Origin of the sequence: Loktanella sp. F6476L (assembly GCF_023015725.1) — a bacterium.
Taxonomy (GTDB): domain Bacteria; phylum Pseudomonadota; class Alphaproteobacteria; order Rhodobacterales; family Rhodobacteraceae; genus Yoonia.
Genome location: NZ_JALKAR010000002.1, coordinates 321,053 through 344,629, shown reverse-complemented (window position 1 = coordinate 344,629; position 23,577 = coordinate 321,053). Strand labels below are relative to the sequence as shown.

Annotated in this window: 26 protein-coding genes; 15 read left to right on the top strand and 11 right to left on the bottom strand. The window is 56.0% G+C overall.

The features are described from left to right. Positions 1-86 precede the first annotated feature (86 nt). The 5 genes from xylF to xylA all read left to right on the top strand — a co-directional run bounded on the left by xylF (position 87) and on the right by xylA (position 6,012). Complete coding sequence (xylF, locus tag MWU61_RS07005) at positions 87-1,121, top strand: D-xylose ABC transporter substrate-binding protein (protein WP_247127573.1); 1,035 nt, start codon at positions 87-89, stop codon at positions 1,119-1,121. A 127-nt stretch (positions 1,122-1,248) separates the two neighbouring features. After that, entirely contained in the window at positions 1,249-2,529 is a 1,281-nt protein-coding gene (locus MWU61_RS07000; protein WP_247127572.1) for a sugar ABC transporter permease, read from the top strand. Then, entirely contained in the window at positions 2,529-3,275 is a 747-nt protein-coding gene (locus MWU61_RS06995) for an ATP-binding cassette domain-containing protein (protein ID WP_247127571.1), read from the top strand. The genes MWU61_RS07000 and MWU61_RS06995 overlap by 1 nt, the downstream gene beginning before the upstream one ends. After that, positions 3,272-4,708: a xylulokinase gene (xylB, locus tag MWU61_RS06990; RefSeq protein WP_247127570.1), complete on the top strand. Its 1,437-nt coding sequence runs from the start codon at positions 3,272-3,274 to the stop codon at positions 4,706-4,708. The genes MWU61_RS06995 and xylB overlap by 4 nt, the downstream gene beginning before the upstream one ends. Before the next feature lie 2 nt (positions 4,709-4,710). Continuing rightward, complete coding sequence (xylA, locus tag MWU61_RS06985) at positions 4,711-6,012, top strand: xylose isomerase (protein ID WP_247127569.1); 1,302 nt, start codon at positions 4,711-4,713, stop codon at positions 6,010-6,012. A gap of 36 nt (positions 6,013-6,048) precedes the next feature. Here the strand turns inward: xylA and MWU61_RS06980 are convergent, their stop codons facing one another. Together MWU61_RS06980 and MWU61_RS06975 are read right to left on the bottom strand one after the other, a co-directional pair. Beyond that, positions 6,049-6,492 carry a hypothetical protein gene (locus tag MWU61_RS06980; RefSeq protein WP_247127568.1) on the bottom strand — a complete coding sequence of 148 codons (444 nt, stop codon included), beginning with the start codon at positions 6,490-6,492 and terminating at the stop codon, positions 6,049-6,051. Positions 6,493-6,614: 122 nt separating this feature from the next. Beyond that, positions 6,615-7,436 (bottom strand): LysR family transcriptional regulator, encoded by an 822-nt coding sequence (locus MWU61_RS06975; RefSeq protein WP_247127567.1) that lies wholly within the window; start codon positions 7,434-7,436, stop codon positions 6,615-6,617. A gap of 101 nt (positions 7,437-7,537) precedes the next feature. Between MWU61_RS06975 and MWU61_RS06970 the strand changes: the two genes are divergently transcribed. From MWU61_RS06970 to MWU61_RS06955, 4 genes are read left to right on the top strand one after another with little or no spacing between them, the layout of a single operon-like run. Continuing rightward, positions 7,538-9,007: an aldehyde dehydrogenase gene (locus tag MWU61_RS06970; RefSeq protein WP_247127566.1), complete on the top strand. Its 1,470-nt coding sequence runs from the start codon at positions 7,538-7,540 to the stop codon at positions 9,005-9,007. 4 nt (positions 9,008-9,011) lie between these two features. Continuing rightward, entirely contained in the window at positions 9,012-10,046 is a 1,035-nt protein-coding gene (locus MWU61_RS06965; protein ID WP_247127565.1) for an LLM class flavin-dependent oxidoreductase, read from the top strand. A gap of 1 nt (position 10,047) precedes the next feature. Then, a complete protein-coding gene (locus MWU61_RS06960) occupies positions 10,048-10,644 on the top strand; it encodes an amino acid synthesis family protein (protein ID WP_247127564.1) in 597 nt (198 codons plus the stop codon). Further along, entirely contained in the window at positions 10,619-11,428 is an 810-nt protein-coding gene (locus MWU61_RS06955) for an alpha/beta fold hydrolase (protein ID WP_247127563.1), read from the top strand. The genes MWU61_RS06960 and MWU61_RS06955 overlap by 26 nt, the downstream gene beginning before the upstream one ends. On the opposite strand, the gene MWU61_RS06950 is transcribed toward MWU61_RS06955, so the two are convergent. The 5 genes from MWU61_RS06950 to MWU61_RS06930 are packed head-to-tail and all read right to left on the bottom strand — an operon-like array spanning position 11,402 to position 14,637. Beyond that, entirely contained in the window at positions 11,402-12,166 is a 765-nt protein-coding gene (locus MWU61_RS06950; protein ID WP_247127562.1) for a TIM barrel protein, read from the bottom strand. The two genes, MWU61_RS06955 and MWU61_RS06950, sit on opposite strands and share 27 nt — an antisense overlap. After that, positions 12,163-12,810, bottom strand: a complete 648-nt coding sequence (locus tag MWU61_RS06945) for an aldolase (RefSeq protein WP_247127561.1) — start codon at positions 12,808-12,810, stop codon at positions 12,163-12,165. Before MWU61_RS06945 ends, MWU61_RS06950 begins: the two co-directional genes overlap by 4 nt. Positions 12,811-12,813: 3 nt before the next feature. Next, entirely contained in the window at positions 12,814-13,713 is a 900-nt protein-coding gene (gene ltnD, locus MWU61_RS06940) for an L-threonate dehydrogenase (RefSeq protein ID WP_247127560.1), read from the bottom strand. 15 nt (positions 13,714-13,728) lie between these two features. Then, a complete protein-coding gene (locus MWU61_RS06935) occupies positions 13,729-14,172 on the bottom strand; it encodes a DMT family transporter (protein ID WP_247127559.1) in 444 nt (147 codons plus the stop codon). Next, positions 14,173-14,637, bottom strand: a complete 465-nt coding sequence (locus MWU61_RS06930; RefSeq protein ID WP_247127558.1) for a DMT family transporter — start codon at positions 14,635-14,637, stop codon at positions 14,173-14,175. Between the two features lie 177 nt (positions 14,638-14,814). Between MWU61_RS06930 and rpsD the strand changes: the two genes are divergently transcribed. Next, the gene (gene rpsD / locus MWU61_RS06925; protein WP_247127557.1) at positions 14,815-15,435 is read left to right on the top strand and encodes a 30S ribosomal protein S4; all 621 of its coding nucleotides are present in this window, start codon (positions 14,815-14,817) and stop codon (positions 15,433-15,435) included. 185 nt (positions 15,436-15,620) lie between these two features. On the opposite strand, the gene MWU61_RS06920 is transcribed toward rpsD, so the two are convergent. Next, a complete protein-coding gene (locus MWU61_RS06920; RefSeq protein ID WP_247127556.1) occupies positions 15,621-16,391 on the bottom strand; it encodes a nuclear transport factor 2 family protein in 771 nt (256 codons plus the stop codon). A gap of 91 nt (positions 16,392-16,482) precedes the next feature. Here MWU61_RS06920 and MWU61_RS06915 point away from each other — a divergent pair, with 91 nt between their 5' ends. After that, a complete protein-coding gene (locus MWU61_RS06915) occupies positions 16,483-16,851 on the top strand; it encodes a helix-turn-helix domain-containing protein (RefSeq protein ID WP_247127555.1) in 369 nt (122 codons plus the stop codon). Positions 16,852-16,878: 27 nt separating this feature from the next. Here the strand turns inward: MWU61_RS06915 and MWU61_RS06910 are convergent, their stop codons facing one another. Beyond that, positions 16,879-17,784: a LysR family transcriptional regulator gene (locus tag MWU61_RS06910; protein WP_247127554.1), complete on the bottom strand. Its 906-nt coding sequence runs from the start codon at positions 17,782-17,784 to the stop codon at positions 16,879-16,881. 105 nt (positions 17,785-17,889) lie between these two features. On the opposite strand from MWU61_RS06910, the gene MWU61_RS06905 reads away from it, so the two are divergent. Then, positions 17,890-18,954, top strand: a complete 1,065-nt coding sequence (locus tag MWU61_RS06905; protein WP_247127553.1) for a D-cysteine desulfhydrase family protein — start codon at positions 17,890-17,892, stop codon at positions 18,952-18,954. 131 nt (positions 18,955-19,085) lie between these two features. Then, positions 19,086-19,523 carry a PACE efflux transporter gene (locus MWU61_RS06900; protein ID WP_247127552.1) on the top strand — a complete coding sequence of 146 codons (438 nt, stop codon included), beginning with the start codon at positions 19,086-19,088 and terminating at the stop codon, positions 19,521-19,523. 19 nt (positions 19,524-19,542) lie between these two features. Here MWU61_RS06900 and MWU61_RS06895 read toward each other — a convergent pair whose 3' ends face one another. Then, positions 19,543-20,631 (bottom strand): aromatic ring-hydroxylating dioxygenase subunit alpha, encoded by a 1,089-nt coding sequence (locus MWU61_RS06895; RefSeq protein WP_247127551.1) that lies wholly within the window; start codon positions 20,629-20,631, stop codon positions 19,543-19,545. Further along, complete coding sequence (panB, locus tag MWU61_RS06890; RefSeq protein WP_247127550.1) at positions 20,628-21,494, bottom strand: 3-methyl-2-oxobutanoate hydroxymethyltransferase; 867 nt, start codon at positions 21,492-21,494, stop codon at positions 20,628-20,630. The genes MWU61_RS06895 and panB overlap by 4 nt, the downstream gene beginning before the upstream one ends. A 94-nt stretch (positions 21,495-21,588) precedes the next feature. Between panB and MWU61_RS06885 the strand changes: the two genes are divergently transcribed. Then, positions 21,589-22,062: a MarR family transcriptional regulator gene (locus tag MWU61_RS06885; protein WP_247127549.1), complete on the top strand. Its 474-nt coding sequence runs from the start codon at positions 21,589-21,591 to the stop codon at positions 22,060-22,062. Positions 22,063-22,072: 10 nt separating this feature from the next. Next, positions 22,073-23,176 carry a glycine cleavage T C-terminal barrel domain-containing protein gene (locus MWU61_RS06880; protein ID WP_247127548.1) on the top strand — a complete coding sequence of 368 codons (1,104 nt, stop codon included), beginning with the start codon at positions 22,073-22,075 and terminating at the stop codon, positions 23,174-23,176. Positions 23,177-23,577: the final 401 nt, after the last annotated feature.

The window sequence follows — 23,577 nt, the reverse complement described above, 5'->3', positions numbered from 1 at the left end:
AAATGCGGCAACGTTACTGTATCGGAGCCGCGAGGTCCGAATCTTCGCCGCATCACGGTGAGGAATGCATTATCTGGGAGGTAAACATGCATAAACACGTTATCGCAGCCGCAATCGCAGTGGCGGGCTTCGGCTCTGCCGCGTTCGCTGATGGCCACGGCATCACTGTCGGCGTGAGCTGGTCCAATTTCCAAGAAGAACGCTGGAAGACAGACGAAGCCGCCATCAAGGGCGCTTTGGAAGCTGCTGGCGCAAACTACGTATCCGCAGACGCGCAATCATCTTCTGCAAAGCAGTTGTCTGACGTTGAAAGCCTGATCGCACAGGGCGTTGATGCGTTGATTATTCTTGCACAAGACAGCTCTGCCATTGGGCCAGCAGTTGATGCAGCCGACGCTGAAGGCATTCCTGTCGTAGGTTATGACCGCCTGATCGAAGACAGTCGCGCGTTCTACCTGACATTCGACAACGTCGAAGTGGGCCGGATGCAGGCACGTGCCGTTCTGGAAGCAGCGCCTTCAGGCCGTTACGTCATGATCAAAGGGTCACCAACCGATCCAAACGCAGACTTCCTGCGTGGCGGTCAGCAAGAAGTGCTGCAAGCGGCGATCGACGCGGGCGACATCACGATCGTTGATGAAGCATACACTGACGGTTGGTTGCCAGCGAACGCACAGCGCAACATGGAACAGATCCTGACAGCAAACGACAACGGCGTTGACGCTGTTGTGGCGTCGAACGACGGTACTGCTGGTGGTGTGGTCGCGGCTTTGACTGCACAGGGCATGGAAGGCATTCCTGTGTCTGGTCAAGACGGTGATCATGCAGCGCTGAACCGGGTCGCACTGGGTACGCAAACTGTATCCGTCTGGAAAGACGCGCGCGCCCTTGGTGCAGCAGCTGGCGCAATCGCGGCAGAACTGGCCGCAGCAGACGGTGACATGGTCGCCATCGAAGGCGGCATGGAATGGACGTCACCTGCGGGCACGACTTTGAACGCAATGTTCCTCGCGCCTGTTCCTGTGACTGCAGACAACCTGTCCGCTGTCGTTGACGCAGGCTGGATCACACAAGAAGCATTGTGCCAAGGCGTCGTAGACGGCCCAGCACCTTGTAACTAAGGGGTTCCTCCCGACTGGGGTCCGCGTTCTTGGACGCGGGCCCTAGGCTTTCACCACCTTCCACCAAAATTTACAGAAATCTGTTGGCCCCACTATACTGTGCGTGGGCCCAGATGGAGCGAGCGTTATGTCAGACCAACCCGAACCGCAAAAGAAGCGCAGTTTTGCGCAAACTTTAGAATTGGACATGCGCCTTTTAGGCATGATCGGCGCGTTCATCGTCGTGGCCGTGGCCTTTAATATCCTGACTGGCGGGCGTTTCCTGACACCGCGCAATATTTTCAACCTGACGATCCAAACGGCCAGTGTTGGTATCATGGCAACCGGTATGGTTTTCGTGATCGTCACGCGCCACATTGACCTTTCCGTTGGTGCAATCCTCGCCGCGTGTTCGGCGCTGATGGCGATGACGCAAGTGCGCTGGCTGCCTGAAATTCTGGAAATTGGGCACTGGGCCATTCCTTGGATCGCAATCGCCGTTGGCATTGGTTTAGGCGCGCTGATCGGTGCATTCAACGGCTGGCTGGTCGGGTATCAAGGCATCCCCGCATTTATCGTCACGCTTGGTGGGTTCCTGATCTGGCGCAACGTCGGCTGGTACCAAACCAGCGGCCAAACGATTGGGCCACTTGATAAAACCTTCATGACATTCGGCGGGATTAACGGGACGCTTGGTGGTCCTCTCAGCTGGGCGCTGGGGATTGCCGCGATCATCTTTACGATCTTTGCGATCTTCAAATCGCGTCACACTAAATCAACGCATGGCTTTCCGGTGAAACCGATGTGGGCGGAACTGACAATCGCGGGTATCTGTGTCGCGGCCATTGCGGGCTTCATCGCGATCCTGACGAATTACACCGTTCCGGAACGCGTCGTTGCACGTGATCCGTCGCGTTATGGCTGTGAGGTCGCGGAAGGCTGTAATGCCGTCTATGGCTTGCCAATCTCAGTCCTTTTGTTGATCGGCATCGCGGCCATCATGACTGTCATCGCGCGCCGCACCCGCTTTGGGCGCTACATCTTCGCGACTGGCGGCAATCCTGACGCAGCAGAGCTGTCCGGCATCAACACACGTTTGCTGACGGTCAAAATCTTCGCCTTGATGGGTGCGCTTTGTGCTGTCGCTGCAGTTGTCGCTTCGGCGCGATTGGCGAACCATTCCAATGACCTTGGTACGCTGGACGAACTGCGTGTGATCGCGGCCGCGGTTATCGGCGGCACGGCGTTGTCTGGCGGGATCGGCACGATTTACGGGGCCATCTTGGGCGCACTGATCATGCAATCGCTGCAATCGGGCATGGCCATGGTGGGGGTCGATGCGCCCTTGCAAAACATCGTCGTTGGCGCGGTTCTAGTCTTCGCCGTCTTTATCGACATCCAATACCGTAAGCGCGTGGGGGCGAAATAATGGCACCTTTGGTTGAAATGAAAAACGTCTCGATTGCCTTTGGCGGTGTGCAGGCGGTCGACAATGTCTCTATCACGTTGAACCCCGGTGAGGTTGTTGGGCTGTTGGGGCACAACGGCGCGGGTAAATCAACGCTGATCAAGATGCTTTCCGGGGCCTATAAAATGGACAGCGGCGAGATTTGGATCAACGGCAAACAGGTGCAGATCAATTCACCCCGTGATGCCCGCGATAATTCTATCGAGACGATTTACCAGACATTGGCTTTGGCCGATAACCTTGATGCGGCGTCAAATTTGTTCTTGGGACGGGAACTGACAAACGCTATCGGGTTCGTGGATGACGACCGGATGGAAGCGGAAACCCGCAAAATCATGGCGCGCCTGAACCCGAATTTCAAAAAGTTGAAAGAACCGGTATCGGCGCTGTCAGGCGGTCAACGACAGTCGGTGGCGATTGCGCGCGCGGTCTATTTCAACGCGAAAATCCTGATCATGGATGAACCGACCGCTGCGCTGGGCGTACACGAAACGGCCATGGTGGCGGAACTGATTCAAGAGCTGAAAAAGCAAGGTCTCGGCATCTTCCTGATTTCGCACGATACCCGCGAAATGATGGAACTCTGCGACCGAGTGGCCGTGATGAAGAACGGGCAGATGGTCGGGGCAGAACGGGTCGAAGACGTCACCGAAGACGACATTCTTTCGATGATCATCCTCGGTAAAAACCCAAAGGCCGCGGCATGAAGTTCATCGGTCTCGACCTTGGAACGTCGTCTTTGAAGGCCATTCTGGTCGACGAAGATGAACGTATCTTGGGCGAACATGCGGTGCCTTTGACGGTCACGCGTCCTCAGTCAGGCTGGTCCGAACAAGACCCGCAAAGCTGGTGCGACGCGGCGATCACGGCCCTGTCCGCATTGGCGGCAGCGCATGATTGCAGCGATGTGACTGGGATCGGGCTGGCAGGACACATGCATGGCGCGACGTTGATCGGCAAAAACGACGAAGTCCTGCGTCCCTGCATGTTGTGGAATGACACACGCAGCCACGCGCAAGCAGCTGCAATGGACAAAACCCCCGCGTTCCGCGATCTGACAGGCAACATCGTCTTTCCGGGCTTTACGGCACCAAAGGTTGACTGGGTTCGCGAAAACGAACCGAATAACTTTGCGCGGATTGCCAAGGTTTTGTTGCCAAAGGATTATCTGCGCCTGTTTCTGACGGGTGAACACGTCTCGGAATTGTCCGATGCTGCGGGTACATCATGGCTGGACACGGGCAAACGGGACTGGTCAGACGACCTACTTTCGGCCTGCCGTTTGACCCGCGAACAGATGCCGCGTCTTGTCGAAGGATCGGCCGCATCGGGCAAATTGCGTGCCGAGATCGCCGCGCAAACTGGACTGCCACAGGCCATCGTCGCAGGTGGCGCAGGGGATAACGCCGCTGCCGCAATCGGGGCAGGCGTTGTGCAAGACGGAACGGCGTTTGTATCGCTCGGCACATCCGGCGTCTTGTTCGCCGCAAACGACCGCTACCGGCCTGATCCGGCGACGGCTGTACACACGTTTTGTCACGCTGTACCAGATACTTGGCACCAAATGGGTGTGATCTTAGCGGCGACTGATGCGCTCGAATGGTTATCGTGTCTAACAGGGCAAACAGCGGCGCAACTGACGGGGGACCTTGGGCCTTTACAGGCCCCCTCGCGCACATTGTTCCTTCCTTACCTTGGTGGCGAACGCACGCCGCATAATGACGCAAACATCCGCGGTCAGTTTCTGCATCTTGATCAAGCGACCGACGCGCAAGCGGCCGCGCGTGCCGTTCTGGAAGGCGTCACATATGCCTTTGCAGACTGCCAAGACGCGCTGGCCGCAACCGGCACTACGATCACGGCAGCGCTGGCGATGGGCGGCGGTACGCGGTCGCGCTACTGGCTCGATCTGATTGCCACGACGCTGAACATTCAGCTGCAATTGCCCGAAGCAGGCGACTTTGGCGCTGCATTGGGGGCCGCACGCCTTGGCATGATGGCGTCAACCGACGCAGGGCCAGAGATCGCCACGCTGCCGCCCATCGCCACCACAATTGACCCAACACTTGCGTTGCACGACGACCTCAAAGCGGGTCACGCACGCTATCGTAAAGCATATTCCGTACTTAAGGACCTGTAATCATGACTGATTTCTTCAACGGCATCTCTAAAATCAAATACGAAGGTCCAAACACGGACAACGATTTTGCCTTCCGCCATTACAACCCTGACGAAGTTGTCTTGGGCAAGCGCATGGAAGATCACTTGCGTTTTGGTGCCGCCTATTGGCATTCGTTCGCATGGCCCGGTGGTGATCCGTTCGGCGGCGAAACGTTCGAGCGTCCTTGGTTTGGTGACACGCTTGAACTGGCAAAACTGAAGGCCGATGTGGCGTTCGAAATGTTCGATATCCTCGGCGTGCCTTACTACTGTTTCCACGATGCGGACGTGCGGCCTGAAGGCACTGATTTCGCGGAAAACACGCGCAATCTGGAAGCAATCGTCGATTATTTCGCGGAAAAGCAGGACGCATCCGGCATGAAACTGCTGTGGGGCACGGCGAACCTGTTCTCTCACCGTCGTTTCATGGGGGGGGCGGCGACGAACCCTGATCCGGACGTATTTGCATTTTCGGCTGCGACGATCAAAACCTGCATGGACGCGACGATCAAACTGGGTGGTGAAAACTACGTCCTTTGGGGCGGTCGCGAAGGGTACGAAACGCTTCTGAATACCGACATGGGCCGCGAACGTCAGCAAGCTGGGCGCATGTTGCAGATGGTTGTCGACTACAAACACAAGATGGGATTCAAGGGTGCGATCCTGATCGAACCCAAGCCGCAAGAGCCGACAAAACACCAGTATGATTTCGACGTTGCGACTGTTTACGGCTTCCTGAAAGACTTTGGTTTGGAAGGCGAAGTGCAGGTCAATATCGAACAAGGCCACGCGATTTTGGCAGGGCATTCGTTCGAACATGAACTGGCTTTGGCGCGCGAGCTTGGCATCTTCGGGTCCATCGACATGAACCGCAACGATTACCAATCCGGTTGGGACACCGACCAGTTCCCGAATAATGTTCCTGAAATGACGTTGGCCTATTACGAAGTGCTGCGGGCCGGTGGTTTCAAAACGGGTGGGACCAACTTTGATGCCAAGCTGCGCCGTCAGTCAATTGATCCAGAGGATCTGATCCTCGCGCATGTCGGTGGCATGGACGCCTGCGCGGCAGGTTTCAAAGCGGCTGCAGCAATGCTGGACGACGGGAAATTGGAAGCAGCCCGTGACGCACGTTACGCGGGGTGGGAAACAGATGCCGGGAAAGCACTGCTCAATTCTGACCTAGATAGCATCACGTCCCGTGTGGAGGTCGAAGGGATTAACCCAACGCCGCGGTCAGGCCGTCAAGAGCGGTTGGAAAACCTCGTGAACCGCTACACTTGATAAATTGCGCGCCTCATCCAGATCGGGTGGGGCGCGTCAAAATGTTGGGGGCTGCGTATGCGCGGGCGGTTGGCCATATTCGACGGGTTTTCCTTTGTCCCCCTGAACCGTCCATTTTGCGGCGATCAAATGGAACGTACGCGTTTCAAAACCACTGTCTTCAGCAACAAACTGCGGCCGCCACGCGCCTTCGATCTTCATGGGCAGTCGGCTTTTCTTGACGTCGGCCATGTGTTTCTGTCCGTCGCGTAAGGCTTCCAGCCGCGCGATAATTGCAGCGGCTTCCGTAGCCCTGCGTCCGGCGAACGTCACCGCAATTTCAAGATCACCTTTCACAAGCCCCGTGATGATCACATCGTCACGATTATTCTTACGCATGACAGGGATCAGTTCGACGTCCACATGACAAACGGTGTTCTGGAATAGACCGGCATCTTCGTACTGTGGACTGACTTTCTTCGATTTACGGCGCACTTGCATGTGTTGAACCCAGTCTATGATCGTTTGGGTAATTCTATGTGATTGGCGTTAACGAAGGATTATCGTGGCACCTAACGCGTGGGCCGTCCGAGAAATTTCATGTTCTATTCAGTCGGGTTCTTTTATGGGAACGATGCGGCGACGCGATCAAACCAGTCCCATTTGCAACGCGCAGCTTTGTTGAAGGACAGGTAGATATCGCGCTGGAAGGTTGGTGCATCGGCTGACAGGGTCAGCGTACCTGACGCGACAAACGGCATTGCCAATCTCTCAGGCAAATAGGCGCTGCCACCTTCGCGTAAGATATAATCAAGCCCTGTCTTTGCATTGCCGAAGCTGATCCTTGTGCCGATGTCACCAGGAAAGGCTGCGGCGTGATCGCGGCCAAAAACCGTGCCTGCCTCAACAAATACGTAATCCGATGCGATGCCTTGTGGTGTTTCAAAAAGCTTGATCTGGTCAGGCGCTAAGGTGATTTGGTCCTGCCGCGCTGATGTGGCTGATCTGTAGGTCAACGCCAAGTCGGCCTTCCCACTGTCCAGCCATGTCGCGATATCCGCTTGACTACCCAGCCAAACGGTCAACGCAAAATCAGGCACAGTGTCTTTAATCTGCCGAAAAAGCGTATCCCCGAGATGTGGCCAAAGGTCGTGATCGCACACCAGATTGCAGACACCAGCCATCCCTGCGGGTAACGACACTTCTTGTCGGGCCTGCTGCCAAAGTTCGGTGATCGTGTCGGCATAGCGAAAAAGCCGTTGGCCAGCCGCCGTCAGCGTTGCCCCTGATTTGCTGCGGATCAAAAGTGTTTGTCCCAATGCATCTTCCAGCGTCTTGAGACGAGCGGTCACGGTGGATTGCGTGACGTTCAGCACCTCTGATGCGCGGACAAGGCTGCCGGTTTCGACGATGGTCAGGAAGGTGCGTAGTTCTTGTAAGTTCATCACTTAAGTTCGAATTTTTCGAACTTAATGTCCATATTTATTCGTTATCTTGGTTTCATTTCTTCGGATAGCCTTTGCCCAATTCAAAAAAGGACTGTGCGATGGCGATATCGACTTATCAGATGCTAATTGACGGCGCGTGGTGTGATGCGGCTGACGGCGCGCGGTTCGACAGCGTAAATCCTGCGACTGGCGACGTGTGGTCAAACGTACCCGAAGCGACGGCGCAGGACGTTGACCGCGCAGTGCAAGCCGCAGACGCCGCATTGGACGGGCCTTGGGGGCAAATGACCGCGACCGAACGGGGGAAATGCCTGCGGCGGTTGGGCGATCTATTGGCCGAAAATTCTGAATCTATCGGACGGGTCGAAACAACCGATACCGGCAAGATGTTCAAAGAAACAGCATGGCAAGCGACGTATATCGCTGAGTATTTGCAATTCTACGCAGGCGCTGCGGACAAAATTCACGGCGAAACGCTGCCTATTGATAAGCCAGACATGTTTGTTTTCACCGAACGCGAACCCATCGGCGTTATTGCAGCTGTGGTGCCTTGGAACAGTCAGATGTTTCTCAGCGCGGTCAAGATCGGTCCCGCATTGGCGGCGGGAAATACGATTGTGCTTAAGGCGTCTGAACATGCCTCTGCGCCTTTGTTGGAGTTCGGCAAACTAGTCGCTCAGGCTGGCATCCCCAATGGCGTCGTAAACATCGTGACCGGTGGTGCGACCTGCGGCAAAGCGCTGACATCGCATCCACAGGTCGCGAAAATCGCTTTTACAGGCGGGCCAAATGCAGCCCGTCATGTCGTGCGCAACTCTGCCGAAAATTTCGCGGAGGTGTCGCTAGAACTAGGTGGTAAATCGCCGTTCATTGTTTTTGACGACGCGAATATTGAAAGTGCTGTAAATGGCTGCGTGGCCGGCATTTTTGGCGCGACAGGGCAGTCTTGCGTCGCGGGATCTCGGCTGTTTGTACATGATGATATCGCGGACGAGTTCCTCGAAAAACTGGTGCATATCGCGCAGAATATCTGCATCGGTGATCCGCAAGATGATGCCACCGAAATGGGCCCGCTTTGTACCCAAGGCCAGATCGATCACATCCAGCGCCAGATTGCTTTGGCGATTGAACAAGGCGGGCAGGTTCTGACGGGCGGCAAGCCTGCAGATTTGGCAGGGCTGTATTTTGAACCCACGATCATCGCGTGCCCAAGCCCCGAGATGACCATTCTCGATACGGAACTGTTTGGTCCGGTTCTCACCGTGCAGCGCTTCAAATCCGAAGATCAGGTCGTCGCGATGGCCAACGATACGATGCACGGTCTTGCTGCGGGTATTTTTACACGCGACAGCGCCCGTTCAATTCGCATGTCCAAGCGTGTGAAGGCGGGGATCGTTTGGGTGAATACCTATCGCGCGATTAGTCCGATTGCGGCTTTTGGTGGCGTGAAATCAAGCGGTTACGGGCGCGAGGCAGGCATGCAATCCGTCTACGCCTACACCCGCCCCAAAACAGTCTGGATGAACCTGTCAGACGATCCCATTGCCAACCCTTTCAAAATGAGGTGACCCCATGAAGTTTCATTTAGCGATCAACCTCGAACGTATGTCCGAAGACACACCGATCACGAAAGTGCGGGATCATACGCTTGAAATGGTGAAAATGGCTGATCAGGCTGGGTTCGAGGTGGCGTGGGCCGCCGAACACCACGCGCTTGAAATGACGATCGCGCCCAATCCGTTCCAGATCATGACGTGGTGGGCGGACCATACTGAAAACATCCGGCTGGGATGTGGTGTGGCGAACGCGACCTATTGGCATCCGATCAATCTGGCCGGAGAAGCGGCTATGGTTGACCTGCTGTCAGGTGGTCGGCTGGAATTGGGCCTTGGGTCCGGTGCCTATCAGCGTGAATTTGACCGAATGAAGCCGGGTGTCAGCCAAAAGGACGGGCACAAATATCTACAAGAAATGCTGCCGCTTGTTCGGGAATTATGGAAAGGCGATGTCACCCACAATGGCGCGCATTGGCAATTTCCGGCGGCAACGTCGTGTCCGAAGCCTTTGCAAGATACCGTTCCGATGTGGGTTGCCGCGCGGTCGCCGGGAACGTTCGCTTATGCCGTTGCGAACGATTGCAATGTGATGTGCTGGCCATTCACCTTGCCCATGGCGGAGGCCGAGAAATATAAACAGCAGCTTGATGAAAGCATCGTAGCGGCGGGCGGTGGTTGGTCCGGAACCTTTGCATTGATGCGCCATACTGCGCTTTACAATAACGACGCCGACCGTCAGGTCACCTTGGACGCAGTGCGCCGTGTCTTGGGGCGGTTCGGCAACCTGATGATGCAAAAAGGCGAGGTCGTGAACGGCTTCCCCGAAGAAGTCCCGCTGTCCGCATTGGAAGGCAACGTACGTGTTGATCCTGATATGCTCGAAGAGAACCTGATGTTGGGAACGCCCGAACAGGTCATCGCCAAGCTGAAAGCTTACGAAGCGCTAGGCGTCGATTCCTTCATCTATTACGCCTCCATGGGGCTCGATATGGACCGTCAGAAACGATCCATGGACCTGTTTATCAATCACGTCATGCCGGAGTTCGCATAACATGCCCGCTGAAATTCGCCGTACAATTACAAATATCCAGACCACATTCATTGAAGGTTGGAAGGCGCCACCTGTTCCGACAAAATTGATCACCGCCATGGCGATCATCAAGAACCCGTGGTTCGGGCAGGGCCATGTCGAAGATTTGCGCCCCGTCATTCGTGATGTCGGTCCGGAACTGGGGCAACTTCTGACAGACATGATCCTGGATGTCGCAGGCGACAAAGTCGAAGGGTACGGGAAGGCGTCCGTCGTTGGTATGGGCGGTGAACTGGAACACGCCCAAGCGTTAACGCACACGCTTTGGTTCGGGAATGCCTACCGGCGCGCGGTCAATGCGCAGTCCTATCTGGTCTTTTCGAACACGCGAGGGGCGGCTGGGACGTCGTTGATGATTCCACTGATGCACAAGGATGATGGGGGGCAGCGGTCGCATTACCAAACGATCCATGTGTCAGTGCAGGACGCGCCCGCAGAGGATGAAATCATCATGGCGCTTGGCGCGTCGATTGGAGGGCACCCGAACCATCGGATCGGCAATCGCTATCAAGATATCGCGGAAATGGGCGGCGATGTGGAGAACCCGGCGGGTGTCTGAGGTCGCGCCAGATGGAACGGCTTTCGATCTAAGCGGCGAAGGGCCTGCAGTCGTGTTGATCCACGGTCTTGGTCTGTCGCGGCGGCTGTGGGACAGCCACCTGCCCGCCCTGACAGGTTGTCGCGTCTTGCGTTACGATCTTTACGGTCACGGTGAAAGCATACCTGCGAAAGAACCGCTTTCATTGCAGGTGTTTGCGCAACAACTGGCGGATCTGATGGATCATGTCGGGATGGCCCAAGCGCATATCGCAGGGTTTTCCATTGGTGGCATGATCAATCGACGCTTTGCGTTGGATTTCCCCAACAAAATAGCGTCGCTCGTGATCATGAATTCGCCCCATAATCGGGGTGCGGCAGCGCAAGATGCGGTAGAAGCGCGGGCCAAGGCCGTGCGCGAACAAGGGGCGTTTGCGACCTTTGACGCCGCGCTGAAGCGGTGGTTCACGCCCGATTATCTGGTGACAGGGGAAGGACCCCGACATGTGCGTGATTGGCGCGGACAGGTGGACGCCGAAAGCTATGCGCAAACTGCTTGGGTACTGGCCAATGGTGTTCGTGAACTGATTGGGCCAAAGTTGCCGATCACGGCGCCTGCTTTGGTGATGACCTGCGAAAACGATAGCGGCAGTACCCCGCAGATGGCGCGCGATATTGCGGCGGAAATTGCGGGCGCGCAGACAATTATTTTGCCGCGCCTTCAGCACCTTGGTTTGATGGAAGATCCAGCCGCATTTATGGCCCCGCTTTGCGCATTTTTAGCGCAGCGTAGCCATCCAACCTAACGTTTGATCGGTATCGCCACCCGGTTTGTATTCGGCCCCCAGCGGCGCGGTGTATCCCATTTCCGCGATGGCCCTGAACACGTGTCTATAGGCGACTTCGCCTTCATCCGGTCTGCCGCGCGCGGGCACGCCCGCGAATTGGATATGCCCGATCTTGGGCAACAGGGACGCCAGTCGATGCGTCAAATCACCTTCCATCAACTGAACATGATAGCAGTCGAACATTAGCCCGAGATTAGGCGCGTTCACGGCGTCGATAATCGCTATCGCCTGCGTCGTGGTGGTCAGGAAATAGCCGGGGGCATCGTAGCGATTAAGCGGCTCAATCAGGATCGTGATGTCATGGGCTGCCGCCTGTGTCGCCGCGTATTTCAGGTTCGCCACAAAGCAATCGTGTGCCGGGCTCCCGGCCGCAAATCCGGCCATGACATGCACGGCACCGCATCCAATTTGTACGGCGTAAGCAATCGCCTGATCAATCGCGGCGCGGGCTTCATGGATGCGGTCGGGCAGGGCGGACAACCCGTTGTCACCACCTGCCACGTCGCCGCGATCCGTATTTATACCCAGCATCCGCAGACCTGTGGCATCAAGCGCTGTTTTCACATCCGCAGGATCAACCGCATAAGGCCAATGGCACTCAACCGCGTCAAATCCTGCAGCTTTCGCTGCGTGAATAGCATCGGGAAGCGCAAGGTCGGTCCACAGAAAGCCAAGGTTCGCTGAAAACTGCGTCAATCGTCCCACTCCACATCAAACTTGGTCACAAGGCCTTGGACTTGGGCATCCGTCAACGCGCGCGCAGATATGCCGCGCATCATCATCGCCAGCCTTGCCGTATCTTCGAGTTCTTCAATCGCGTTGCACGCCGCTTCAACATCTTTGCCAGCCACAACGGGGCCGTGGTTGGCCAGCATGACCGCAGACCGTTTCCCTGCCAGCCCGCGTACCGCATCACCCATCGCCGGATCACCAGGCATGAAGAACGGCAGTAGTTTCACCTTGCCCAGCTTCATGATCGCGTAAGGGGTCAGTGGCGGCAGGAAATTATCAAGATCCGCATCAGGCATCATCGACCACGCGACCGAATGACAGGCATGCAAATGGACCACGGCACCAGCGCTGCTGCGGGTATCGTAGAACGCACTGTGCAGCGACATTTCTTTGGTTGGTTGATCGCCCGCAATCAGGACGCCCTTAGCGTCGAAACGTGACAACCGACCGGGATCAAGTCTGCCAAAACTGGTGCCCGTCGGGGATACCAAAAGTCCGCCGTCGTCGGTGCGGGCCGAAATGTTGCCCGTACTGCCGCCGGTGAGACCACGGTCAAATAGCGATTTGGCAAGCAGGCACATCTGTTCGCGAAGCTGGGTGTCCGACATCGCTTATCCGCCCTTCGGCAGATCAAGGCCGGCTTGGGCTGCGTAAACTTTGGCGACTGCGGCGTCATCTTGGCCACCTAGCCCTGCATCTGCTGCCGCGGCGAACTGTTTCAGTGCCGCAGTGGTAATCGGCGCGTCAAAGCTCGTTTCCTTCGCAATATCCAGCACGATGCCCAGATCTTTTGGCCAAATGTTCACGCTGGAATGGGGCGTGTAATCGCCGTCGACAATATGCGGTCCACGATTTTCCAGCATCCATGACGTACCTGCACATTCTGGGATCACCTCCATGAAGTCTTCAGCGCTGACCCCTTGGCTTATCCCGAATGTCATGGCTTCGGCCATCGCGGCAATATGAACGCCAGCTAGAAGCTGGTTCACCGCTTTCATCGCAGAACCTGCGCCAGCGGTATCACCGAGACGAAAGACCTTTTCAGCGGTCGCATCAAGAATGGGGGCTGCGCTAAGGAAAGCGTCAGGCGTGCCAGAGGCCATCACGCTCAGCGCTCCGCTCGCGGCTTTTACAGAGCCGCCGGAAATCGGGGCGTCCAGATAATGAACACCGTGTCCAGCACAACGTTTGGCCATGTCGCGGGCAAATGCAGGGGGAACCGTCGCGCATCCGATTACAACACTGCCTGCGGGCATCTTCGGCACGATGCCATCGTCGCCGAACAAAACGGTTTCGGTTTGGGTGGCATTCAGGACGACTATCACAGCAGCGGATAGGGTCGGGGCCACTTCGGCAAGCGTGCCTGGCGCGCCGCCTTCTGATTGGAACCGTGTGACTTGGGCTTCGTTGACGTCAAAGCCATGTACTTGAAGCCCAGCTTTGCGGGCGGATGATGCGATGCCATATCCCATCGACCCCAATCCGATCACGGCAACCGTTGTGTCTATCATCGTTGTATTCCGTCGTTATGTCCCATTGGCTTTAGGTTTAGCACCAGATCGGGCGACAAGCATACCCGCAAGAATAAGTGCAACCCCGATAATCCGTGTGGTCGTGTTACCCTCGGTGCCTAATGCGATATCGACAGCGACGCCGGAAATCATCTGACCTGCGATAATCAACATCGCCGTTTGCGCAGCGCCAATCTTAAGCACAGCCCAGCTGGATGCGGCGATAAACACAAAACCGATCGGACCGCCAAGATAGGCCCACCATGGCGCACCCCACGGATCACCCATGAACAAGCCGCCAAAGGCGATCCCAACTGCAGTGATAAAGGCAAACCCAACCACGTGGTTCCAATATGATGAATGCAGGGCGGATGTGTACATCGACAAGCTGCCGTTGATCTGACGGCTCGACGATACCAATGCGCCACCCAAGACGGCGAGTGCTGCGAAACCAAGCATCTATACGCCCCCGAAGAAGATAAGAATGACCGATCCAGCCATGATCAACCCCAGCGCCAGCATGTCGCGGACGGTCGGATTGCGCTGCGGCAGACCCATCATTCCCCATTTGTCAGCCACAAGGCTAAAGACCATCTGCCCAGCTAAACCCAAAGCAATCGTGCCCGAAATCGCCAGTGCCGAATTCATAGTGGCCGATGTCAGCATGACAGTGACAGCACCCGATATGCCACCAAGATAAGCCCACCATGGAACTTTGGCCGTTGGTTTGGCCTTCTTCGGGCGCATCGCCAGCAATACAATAATGGCCAAAAGTGATCCGGTCACATGCGGGACCCAAGACGCAAACAGAAGCGATCCGGTGACCGCCAATGTGCCGTTGAACCAGACCATCAAGGTCAGCAGGCCGCCTGTGGCAAATGCACCAATAAAATCTAGTAATCGGGGGGTGTTCTGGTCAGTCATGGCGCCACACCTGACGCTAATTTCAGATGGGCGCAAGTAGCCGTTGACTCTGTCTCGGGCACCTCTATAAGCCGCCCATTCATTGGTGTTGGTGGACCTCGCAAGAGGAACCCTGTCATTGCGGCAAAATCCGCAAAAAGGACAACGCCCTTCGTAACAAAAGAAGGAGATCAGCGTATGACTAAACGTACCGCTGCCAAGTACAAAATTGACCGCCGTATGGGCGAAAACATCTGGGGTCGTCCTAAGTCCCCAGTGAACCGTCGCGAATACGGCCCCGGCCAGCACGGTCAGCGCCGCAAAGGCAAATTGTCCGACTTCGGTATCCAGCTGCGTGCTAAGCAAAAACTGAAAGGTTACTACGGCGACCTGACAGAGAAGCAATTCCGCCGCATCTACGCCGAAGCTGAGCGTGTAAAAGGCGACACTGGTGAAAACTTGATTGGTTTGCTTGAGCGTCGTTTGGACGCTGTTGTGTACCGCGCCAAGTTTGTTCCAACAATCTTCGCAGCACGTCAGTTCGTGAACCACGGCCACGTGACAGTGAACGGCAAGAAAGTGAACATCGCGTCTTACCGTGTGTCCGAAGGCGACGTGATCGCAGTGCGCGACAAGTCCCGTCAGTTGGAAATCGTTCTCGTGGCATCCCAATTGCCAGAGCGCGACGTGCCTGATTACATGGCTGTTGACCACAACAAAATGACTTGTGAATTCACACGCACACCAACACTGGGCGACGTTCCTTACCCAGTCGCGATGGAACCAAACCTCGTGGTCGAATTCTACGCGAAGAACTAATCGTTCTTCATATGATTTCTGGAAAGGCCGTAGCATCCGCTACGGCCTTTTTTGTTTGGGGGGACTGGTCCAGCGTGCCTTTGCTTGGGGACGTTTTATTTCGAAATCAGGCAGGTCGTCTGATCCTTGACCTATCTTCGTTGGCAGATGCGGCCCCGGAAATCCGAAGCCACATCCGTCGTGATTCAGAACTTGCCGTTGTCGTGGGGCATATCTGCTGGAATTTCGGAAACCGTGTCCCAATGTTCCACGATTAGGCCATTCTCGACGCGGAACAGATCAAAGAACGCGGTCGGTGTTTCGCCAATCGTGCCTTCTGATGCCGCGAAGACAAAGTTGCCTTCCGCCACCACGATATGCGTTTCCGCATAGGCCATTGCTTGTCCGGCCTCTGCCATCGCCGCTAAGGCCGCACCAAGTCCATTTAGCCCGTCACCAACCATTGGGTTATGCTGCAAATAGGTTTCGGTCGAAACATAGTCCGTAATGCGTTCCGGCGCGCCACCTTGCAGCACATCCTTCACAAACCCTTCGACCAGCGCCTTGTTCGCAGCTGTCTGTTCAAGGTCAACGACCTCGGTCGGGCCATCGGTCATCGAACGTCCTGAAACCCTTTCGGCGGGGGGCACTTGAAGATTGTCCCAGTGTTCGACCACTTGGCCGTCAGCCACGCGGAAGACATCAAACGCCACCAAAGTTTCAGCCCCAAGCGCCTGAGCGTTATCGTAAGTGTTGTGCAAAACAACCATCTCACCCTCGGTGATCACGCGGTGGGTCGTCAGCGCGATCCCGCTTTCTTTCAAAGCGGGAATGAAGCCAAGGATCGGGTCCGCTCCAGTCGGCACAGCGACATTGTGTTGAATATAATCGGGGGCAACAAGCGCGCGGGCGGCGTCAACATCTGCGTCTACGAAGATAGCTGCGACGGCAGCCAGAACTAGGTCTGTAGGTGTCATTTTCTGTTCCTTTATGACAATTGATTCGTTATGCAAATGTTGGTATCAAATTCGCACCTAGTATCAATTACGCACAATTTAGGAACCAAGTATGCTTAACGTAACCGCGCTGACCAAAGATGATGCTGCGAATTGTCCGATCCGGCAGGTGCTGTCGAAAGTCACGGGCAAATGGCAGGTGCTGATTGTCCTAGCCTTGGAAGACGGGACGCTCCGTTTCGGTGAGTTGAAACGCAGGATTGGCGACGTCACACAGCGCGTCCTGACCGAGAACCTGCGCAGTTTGGAACGCGACGGCTACCTGCGCCGTGATGTCGATCCGGGACCACCTGTTGCGGTGCGTTACACACTGACCGACCTCGGAGAAGAGTTATTGCCATTGCTGCGCGGCCTGACCGAATGGGCGGCACATCGCCATGCAGATGTTCAAGCCTCGCGCGAGATCTTCGACGCGAGATAATAGCTGAGGCGGGTAAAAGCATCGGCCTTAGAACGGTTCTTCCAACCAAGTCGTTTGAGGAAACTTTAGCATTTCATCCCGCAGCCATTGCCCCGCGACCCCCAATGCCCGTCGTTCTGTCCAAACCAGATCAATGCCTTCCAGTAGGTCGTTTTGCTGAAACGCATAATTGAGCCGAACGAGTTCTTTGCGTTCAATCGGTTGCTTGACGAGCGATAGTGGCAATTCGGCCCAACCAAATCCGGCACGGACAAAGTCGATGATCAAATCGGGATCTTCCACGTGCCAAACTGCGGCGCTCTTCTTTTCGTTTTGCTGTGATGTTCCTTTGACGGGATCTTTGTGGCGCAGGATTTGTCTATAGCGCCGTAGGTCACGATAAGAGGCGTCAATGTTCTGCGCCAACGCATGGTCAGGTGCGCAGACCGGGATCAGTTTAGAATAACCAAGTCCGCGAAATTGCAGGCCAATCGGGTAACCCTCTTGCTCCGCCATAAGGCCAATATCTGTTCTGCCGTTGCGTAGCATGTCGGCTGAATCGTTGGAGCTGGGCGTCGTGACTTCCAGTGAAACCGAACTGAACCGCTCTGTGAACGCACGCAGCAAGGGCATAAGCGGTTCTGTACTAATGCCTTTTTCGACTGAAAGGGACACGTGGGTCTCGATCCCTTCGGCCATGGAATTTGCCATCGCTATGAATTCGGTCGTACCCAGCAGAACGCCGCGTGCATGCGGCAATAGCGCCTGTCCTTGTGGGGTCAGGACAGGGCTGCGGCCGCTGCGATCAAAAAGCGGAACGCCACAATCAATTTCAAGATTCGCAATCGCCGTTGAAACTGCTGAATGGGCTTTGCCCAGACGCCGCGCCGCAGCGGAGAACGATCCAAGGTCAGCCGCATAGACAAAAGCACGCAGGGTTTCTGTATTCGGCATGTTTAACCTGTCTTATTTTCAGACAGATACTAACTGGATTGCAACAGAAAAACAGGTAGCAAAATTCAGAATAGACCACCCTCTATGCTGGCCAAAGGTTCCGATATGTTCGATGAATCCCTTATCCTTGATCTAACTACACGCCTGTCCGGCCTTCCTAGGTTCGCGTTGGCGCAGCTGCCAACGCCGTTGCACCCACTGCGCAATTTTGGCCAACTGCTGAACGGTCCTGAATTGTGGATGAAACGCGATGATCTGTCCGGACTTGAAGGGGGCGGAAATAAGACACGTAAACTCGAATTTCTGACAGGGGACGCGCTGGGCAAAGGGTGCGATATGCTGGTGACTGTTGGTGCAATCCAGTCCAACCACACCCGCCAGACTGCAGCGGCAGCCGCCAAAGCGGGCATGAAATGCGCGTTGCTGCATTGCGCTTGGACCAAGGACGCAGGCCCGAACTACCGTCATGTGGGCAACATACTGCTGAGCCATATGTTGGGGGCAGAGCTGTATGTCGACGAAACCGAACGCCCGATCGAAGATCAGGGACCGCTGGAAGAATTCATGGCTCATTTACGCGCGCAGGGTCATCGACCCTACCTGATACCTGGGGGTGCATCGGAACACCCCCTTGGCAGTATGGGGTACATGAACTGCGCCATCGAACTAGCGATGCAAATGCAGCAGACGGGCGTGTTCTTCGACCACTTGGTTCATACGACGGGGTCGAGCAGCACGCAGGCGGGTCTGGTTGCAGGTTTCAAGGCGCTCGGCGTCCCAACCAAGATTATCGGGATCGCCGATGACGGCGAGACAGCAATCAAAACGCGGCGGGTCCGCGAGTTAGCGAACGAAGCCCTCGCGGTCTTAGAATTACCCGAGTTGGTCGAGGAAAATGATGTCACGGTGATTGCCTCAAACGATGCTGACTACGGCTATGCCGATGATGCGATCAAAGAGGGTATTCGCCTGATGGCCACCACAGAAGGGCTTATCGCCGATCCGGTTTACGAAGGCCGCGCGATCCGCGGTCTTCTGGATCTAGCCGCACAGAACCGGTTCGCGTCGGACGCGAAAATCCTGCTGATGCATCTTGGCGGTTCGCCTGCGGTTCATGCCTATGCGGGCCAATTCGGCGACATCGCCCTGACGCCATTCAACACAAAATAACGACAACGACCGCCCTACGACACAAATCACATCGGACTAAGACGCTTTGATCGCAAGCGGCGATCAACTGAACTACCAGCGCGCCGCCCCTGACATGTTGCGGGCGGCAATACAAAACAGGAGCTTGGCAAATGCCTAGCAATACGGCTTTGCGCAGCGGGCGCGAACGCGTTCAATACACGGTGGCCTTTGAAGTTATCCTCATGGCAATTCTCGTGCCCGCCGGTGCCTTGCTCTTGGATAAAAGCATCGCCGAAGTTGGCGTGCTCGGGGTCATTCTTGTGCTAAAGGCAATGGTGATGGGGCTGATTTATAATTGGGTCTTTGACAGGTTTGACGCCAAATCGGGCCGCGTTGCGTCCGACCGTTCGACCATGGGCCGAATCCTGCATGCCGTCGGTTTCGAAATGTCGCTGCTGATCACGTCCATTCCGATTTACATGTGGTGGTTCGATTTTAGCATGCTGCAGGCGATATCGACGGATATCGTCGTCACAACTTTCGTCGTTGGGTACACCTATGTCTTTTCGCTGGTCTATGATCGGAAGTTCCCGGTTGGATCCCGTTAAATGCGCGCTACGCACCCAATCAACGCGAAAGCGACCGCCCTTCGGCCTTAAGCTTTTTGTTCAGGATTTGCCGAACCTTGATCCCTGCGCCATCAGCCCCCAGCGTCACCTCTAGGAAGTCGAGCCCGCGTGGATCAGCAGTAACGCTGGCTTGCAGTTTTTCAAGCAGGTGTTTGTCTTCGTCAAACGCGGCCGTCACGCTCGCGCGTGTCTTTTCGGCAACCTCATCTGTCAGCGAAGGCACATCAAACGCGGCCATCCAGAAATAGTGCGTCTTGCCGCGCTGGGCAGGTGTCACGATATGGCAGCCACGCACGATGAAATCGGACCGTTTGCCCGCATCTGGGTTAGGGTCATGCACATTCCAGTCCGAAAACGAAATCGCCAGCGATGGCATTCGTCCCTTTTGCACCCGCTTGATCGGCTTGTCTTCGGGCAGCCCCATGCCTGCGCAGAACAGCGGTGACAGCGGCGCAAGGTCGAATTCCTGTTCGTAGCAAATTGTCTCGCCGTCCATGTAGGTGTCGGGCGCCGTGATCCAATCGTCCTGCTTGAAGGTGTTCTTATGCAGAAAGGCGATGTGCGTCAGGTCCAAAACATTCTCGCGGATCAGCACCCAGTTGGCTGCGACCTCGTAATACCCATGCACTGGCGTCCAGTCGGGGTCTGTCTGATAGCCGACTTCTGGCGGGTCACAATCAATGGCATCCTGATCGCCCATCCAAATCCAGACATAAGCCCCGGCATCGCGCACTGCAAAAGACGGAATTTCGGCGGTCTTGGGTTTCATGTGCTGCGTCGGTGCTTTGGTGCAGCGCCCCGCGGTATTGAACTCCATCCCGTGGTAGGGGCAGATGATCTTGTCGTCACGAACATGTCCTTCAGACAGCGGTGCCCAACGATGCGGGCAGCGATCATAAAGTGCGGCGGGCGTGCCATCCTCTAGCCGGTAAAGCACCACAGGTGTTTCCAGCAGCCATCGCGCCAGCGGTTTCGTCGTCACCTCATCGCGGTGCGCCGCCACCCACCACATGTTGCGGGGATAGTTGTCCTCAAGCATCCCGTTGGGAATCGTTTGGCCGTTGGTCCGGTTGGCATAGTCTTTCATGTCGCATCCTCGCTATTCAAAAGCGTCTCAAAACGCGCGATTTCGTCGGGTTTCATTTGGTAGCTATGTTCGGCATCTGGAAAGCGGCCAGATCGCACATCGTCAGCATAAGCCGCGAAGGCATCGGTCGCGTCCTGGGCAAGGTTGGCATAGCGTTTGGCGAACTTGGGCTTAAACGTATCGAACGCACCCAGCAGATCGTAGCCGTTCAGCAACTGGCATGTGCCAGCAGCGCCCGCACCAATCGAAAAGGTGAAGATGTCCACGGCGTCATCCACAGCCTTGCCGACCTCATAAGGCATCGCCTCAATCTCAAGCCCTATCGCACCTGCAGCCTCGATCGCGCGGGCATCCGCAACAATGTCCATCGCCGCCTCAGCCGTCCGGCCCTGCATCTTAAAACCGCCCATTTGATGTATCTTGTGGGGCAGCAGTCCAACATGGCTCATCACCGGGACGCCTGCATCGGCGACCGCGCGAATAATGTCAGTGCCTTCACGGCCCAACTGCAGCTTCAACGCGTCAGCGCCGCTTTCCTTCATCATCCGTACGGCATTTGTCACGGCGAGGTCAGGTGTCGCGTAGGACCCATAGGGCATCGACACGAGACACAGGGTGTTTGGCGCACCCCGCCGCACCGCTTGCGTGTGCATGATCATCTGATCAACGGTCATTGCCAGCGTATTTTCATGGCCATGCAAAGTCATGCCCAGACTGTCGCCGACACCAACAATATCAACGCCGGCACGTTCGGCCCACGTGGCCGTCAGTACTTCGCCAACTGCGACCATAACCAGCCGTTTGCCTGCAGCCTTCTTCTCGGCCAGTTCCGGTAAGGTCAGTTTTTTGCGGTCCTGCGTCATTTCAGCCTTTTGCGACTATGGAATCGTCGCATTTGTTGTTCCAATTGGAACAATATGCGCTAGGACAGGCGTAACTGGCAATGGGCAACCGATCATGGATAGATCAGACGACACAGACCTGACGCGGATATTCGACACGATCGAATATCCCGAGGCGTACCGCATCACCTATCTCGCGAATGCCATCGTGTTCCCGGCCTACGCCGAGATCAAACGGGACTTTGGCCTCGTGCGTGCTGAATACATCCTGCTGGCCTGCCTGTCGCACTTTGACGTTCTCACGGCACAAGACGTGGCCCGCATATCACGCCGCCCGCGCAACACGATCAGCCGCGCAGTGCATCGCATGTTGCACGATGGCTATTTGGACCGCGCCCCTGACCCGTCGGACGGGCGGCAATCAAAGCTCAAGATCACCCCAAACGGTCGGGCTTTGCATGAAAAGATCAGCGGCTATTTGAGCCGCCGGCAAGATGACGTTTTGGCGGCGCTTAGCGCCGACGAACGCGCAACCCTTGGGGCGCTCCTGAAAAAGGCGGCCCTTAATTCCGCAAAACTTGACGACTGAGGCACCCTAAATGGCTGAAATCGGACCAAACACCCGTCTACGCGTGTCACCTTTCTACGAAGCGACGATTGGGGAAGGCGTGACTGCCTTTTCTCCCTACAACAACATGCTCATGCCGGTGTCCTTTGGTGACGCAGATGCCGAATATAACCGTCTGATGAACGGGGTGTCGCAATGGGATGTCAGCGTCGAACGGCAGGTGGAAATCATAGGGCCAGATGCTGCCCGATTGGTCCAACTTTTGTCAGTGCGGGACCTGTCCAAGATCGAAGTGGGGAAGGGCAAATATGTGCCGATGTGCGACCATCGCGGGGTGCTGATTAACGATCCCGTTGTGCTTAAACATGAAGACGGCCGGTTCTGGCTGTCTATTGGGGACAACAACATCCTCATGTGGGCGCGGGCCATTGCAGCCGAACGGGGGTTAGACGTCAACATTTGTGAGCCTGATGTCTCTCCGATGGCGATTCAGGGGCCCAAAGCCGAAGATGTGGTCGCGTCCGTCTTTGGTGATTGGGTGCGCGCGCTGAAATATTTCTGGTTCGCCCCGGCAGAAATCAACGGCATCCCGCTGATCATCCAGCGTTCGGGCTATTCCAAACAGGGCGGGTTTGAAATCTATTTGCGCGACGGCACGCGCGGGATCGATCTGTGGAACATCATCAAGGAAGCTGGTGAACCATGGGGGATCGGCCCCGGAAACCCGAGCCCTATCGAACGGATCGAGAGCGGGTTGTTGTCCTACGGTGGCGACACAGATGACCAGACAAATCCTTTCGAGGTTCGTCTTGGCAAATATGTTGATCTGGATCTTGATGACGAGGTGGTCGGCATACAGGCGCTGCGGCAAATTAAGGCCGAAGGTGTTAAACGCCAGCAGGTAGGAATCGTCTTCGATAACCCCGAATGCCGACCCGGCCATGCGATTTGGTACGCGGTTCAACAGGGCGATAGGGGTGTTGGGCACATGACCTGCGGGGCATGGTCGCCACGTGCGGGGGCGATGATCGGATTTGGATTGGTCCATACGGACCTTACCGTCGGTGATGAGGTTGACGTCGTGCGTGGCGGGTACGTCGATCGCGCGAGGCTCTGCGAATTACCGTTTTTCTAGCGTCCTGAACGGGATTCTTCCCGCGAACCAATCGGCGGCCTGCAAATGGCCGCCATCGGCTGCCGACTTGAGCCACCCCGGCAAAAGGCAAAGCTATTCTGCCTGAAGGCAACCAAAGTTCGCGCATATTTTGAGGATGTTGGTGGAGCCTAGCGGGGGCGCTATCGGGTTTCATAAAGTTCTTATTTATAAGGGATATACGGGCTTCTGATTGGTGTCAATGTAGCGGGTCTCTGTAGCACTTTTTGGGTGACGTCATACGAAGTGTTATGGGGCATCACCATTGAGGAAATGCCTCTTCTGCACTCGATTGCTAAAACGACTGGTGCGGTGTTTGTTAGACTCGGGCGTATAAGCCTTATCGCGAACAAGAGGGTGCCCAGAAGAGGACTCGAACCCAC

What these genes read in the sequence shown, in the direction of transcription:
- xylF (WP_247127573.1), top strand. Translation starts at nt 87, where the DNA reads ATGCATAAACACGTTATCGCAGCCGCAATCGCAGTGGCGGGCTTCGGC.
- MWU61_RS07000 (WP_247127572.1), top strand. Translation starts at nt 1,249, where the DNA reads ATGTCAGACCAACCCGAACCGCAAAAGAAGCGCAGTTTTGCGCAAACT.
- MWU61_RS06995 (WP_247127571.1), top strand. Translation starts at nt 2,529, where the DNA reads ATGGCACCTTTGGTTGAAATGAAAAACGTCTCGATTGCCTTTGGCGGT.
- xylB (WP_247127570.1), top strand. Translation starts at nt 3,272, where the DNA reads ATGAAGTTCATCGGTCTCGACCTTGGAACGTCGTCTTTGAAGGCCATT.
- xylA (WP_247127569.1), top strand. Translation starts at nt 4,711, where the DNA reads ATGACTGATTTCTTCAACGGCATCTCTAAAATCAAATACGAAGGTCCA.
- MWU61_RS06980 (WP_247127568.1), bottom strand. Translation starts at nt 6,492, where the DNA reads ATGCAAGTGCGCCGTAAATCGAAGAAAGTCAGTCCACAGTACGAAGAT.
- MWU61_RS06975 (WP_247127567.1), bottom strand. Translation starts at nt 7,436, where the DNA reads ATGAACTTACAAGAACTACGCACCTTCCTGACCATCGTCGAAACCGGC.
- MWU61_RS06970 (WP_247127566.1), top strand. Translation starts at nt 7,538, where the DNA reads ATGGCGATATCGACTTATCAGATGCTAATTGACGGCGCGTGGTGTGAT.
- MWU61_RS06965 (WP_247127565.1), top strand. Translation starts at nt 9,012, where the DNA reads ATGAAGTTTCATTTAGCGATCAACCTCGAACGTATGTCCGAAGACACA.
- MWU61_RS06960 (WP_247127564.1), top strand. Translation starts at nt 10,048, where the DNA reads ATGCCCGCTGAAATTCGCCGTACAATTACAAATATCCAGACCACATTC.
- MWU61_RS06955 (WP_247127563.1), top strand. Translation starts at nt 10,619, where the DNA reads ATGTGGAGAACCCGGCGGGTGTCTGAGGTCGCGCCAGATGGAACGGCT.
- MWU61_RS06945 (WP_247127561.1), bottom strand. Translation starts at nt 12,810, where the DNA reads ATGTCGGACACCCAGCTTCGCGAACAGATGTGCCTGCTTGCCAAATCG.
- ltnD (WP_247127560.1), bottom strand. Translation starts at nt 13,713, where the DNA reads ATGATAGACACAACGGTTGCCGTGATCGGATTGGGGTCGATGGGATAT.
- MWU61_RS06935 (WP_247127559.1), bottom strand. Translation starts at nt 14,172, where the DNA reads ATGCTTGGTTTCGCAGCACTCGCCGTCTTGGGTGGCGCATTGGTATCG.
- MWU61_RS06930 (WP_247127558.1), bottom strand. Translation starts at nt 14,637, where the DNA reads ATGACTGACCAGAACACCCCCCGATTACTAGATTTTATTGGTGCATTT.
- rpsD (WP_247127557.1), top strand. Translation starts at nt 14,815, where the DNA reads ATGACTAAACGTACCGCTGCCAAGTACAAAATTGACCGCCGTATGGGC.
- MWU61_RS06920 (WP_247127556.1), bottom strand. Translation starts at nt 16,391, where the DNA reads ATGACACCTACAGACCTAGTTCTGGCTGCCGTCGCAGCTATCTTCGTA.
- MWU61_RS06915 (WP_247127555.1), top strand. Translation starts at nt 16,483, where the DNA reads ATGCTTAACGTAACCGCGCTGACCAAAGATGATGCTGCGAATTGTCCG.
- MWU61_RS06910 (WP_247127554.1), bottom strand. Translation starts at nt 17,784, where the DNA reads ATGCCGAATACAGAAACCCTGCGTGCTTTTGTCTATGCGGCTGACCTT.
- MWU61_RS06905 (WP_247127553.1), top strand. Translation starts at nt 17,890, where the DNA reads ATGTTCGATGAATCCCTTATCCTTGATCTAACTACACGCCTGTCCGGC.
- MWU61_RS06900 (WP_247127552.1), top strand. Translation starts at nt 19,086, where the DNA reads ATGCCTAGCAATACGGCTTTGCGCAGCGGGCGCGAACGCGTTCAATAC.
- MWU61_RS06895 (WP_247127551.1), bottom strand. Translation starts at nt 20,631, where the DNA reads ATGAAAGACTATGCCAACCGGACCAACGGCCAAACGATTCCCAACGGG.
- panB (WP_247127550.1), bottom strand. Translation starts at nt 21,494, where the DNA reads ATGACGCAGGACCGCAAAAAACTGACCTTACCGGAACTGGCCGAGAAG.
- MWU61_RS06885 (WP_247127549.1), top strand. Translation starts at nt 21,589, where the DNA reads ATGGATAGATCAGACGACACAGACCTGACGCGGATATTCGACACGATC.
- MWU61_RS06880 (WP_247127548.1), top strand. Translation starts at nt 22,073, where the DNA reads ATGGCTGAAATCGGACCAAACACCCGTCTACGCGTGTCACCTTTCTAC.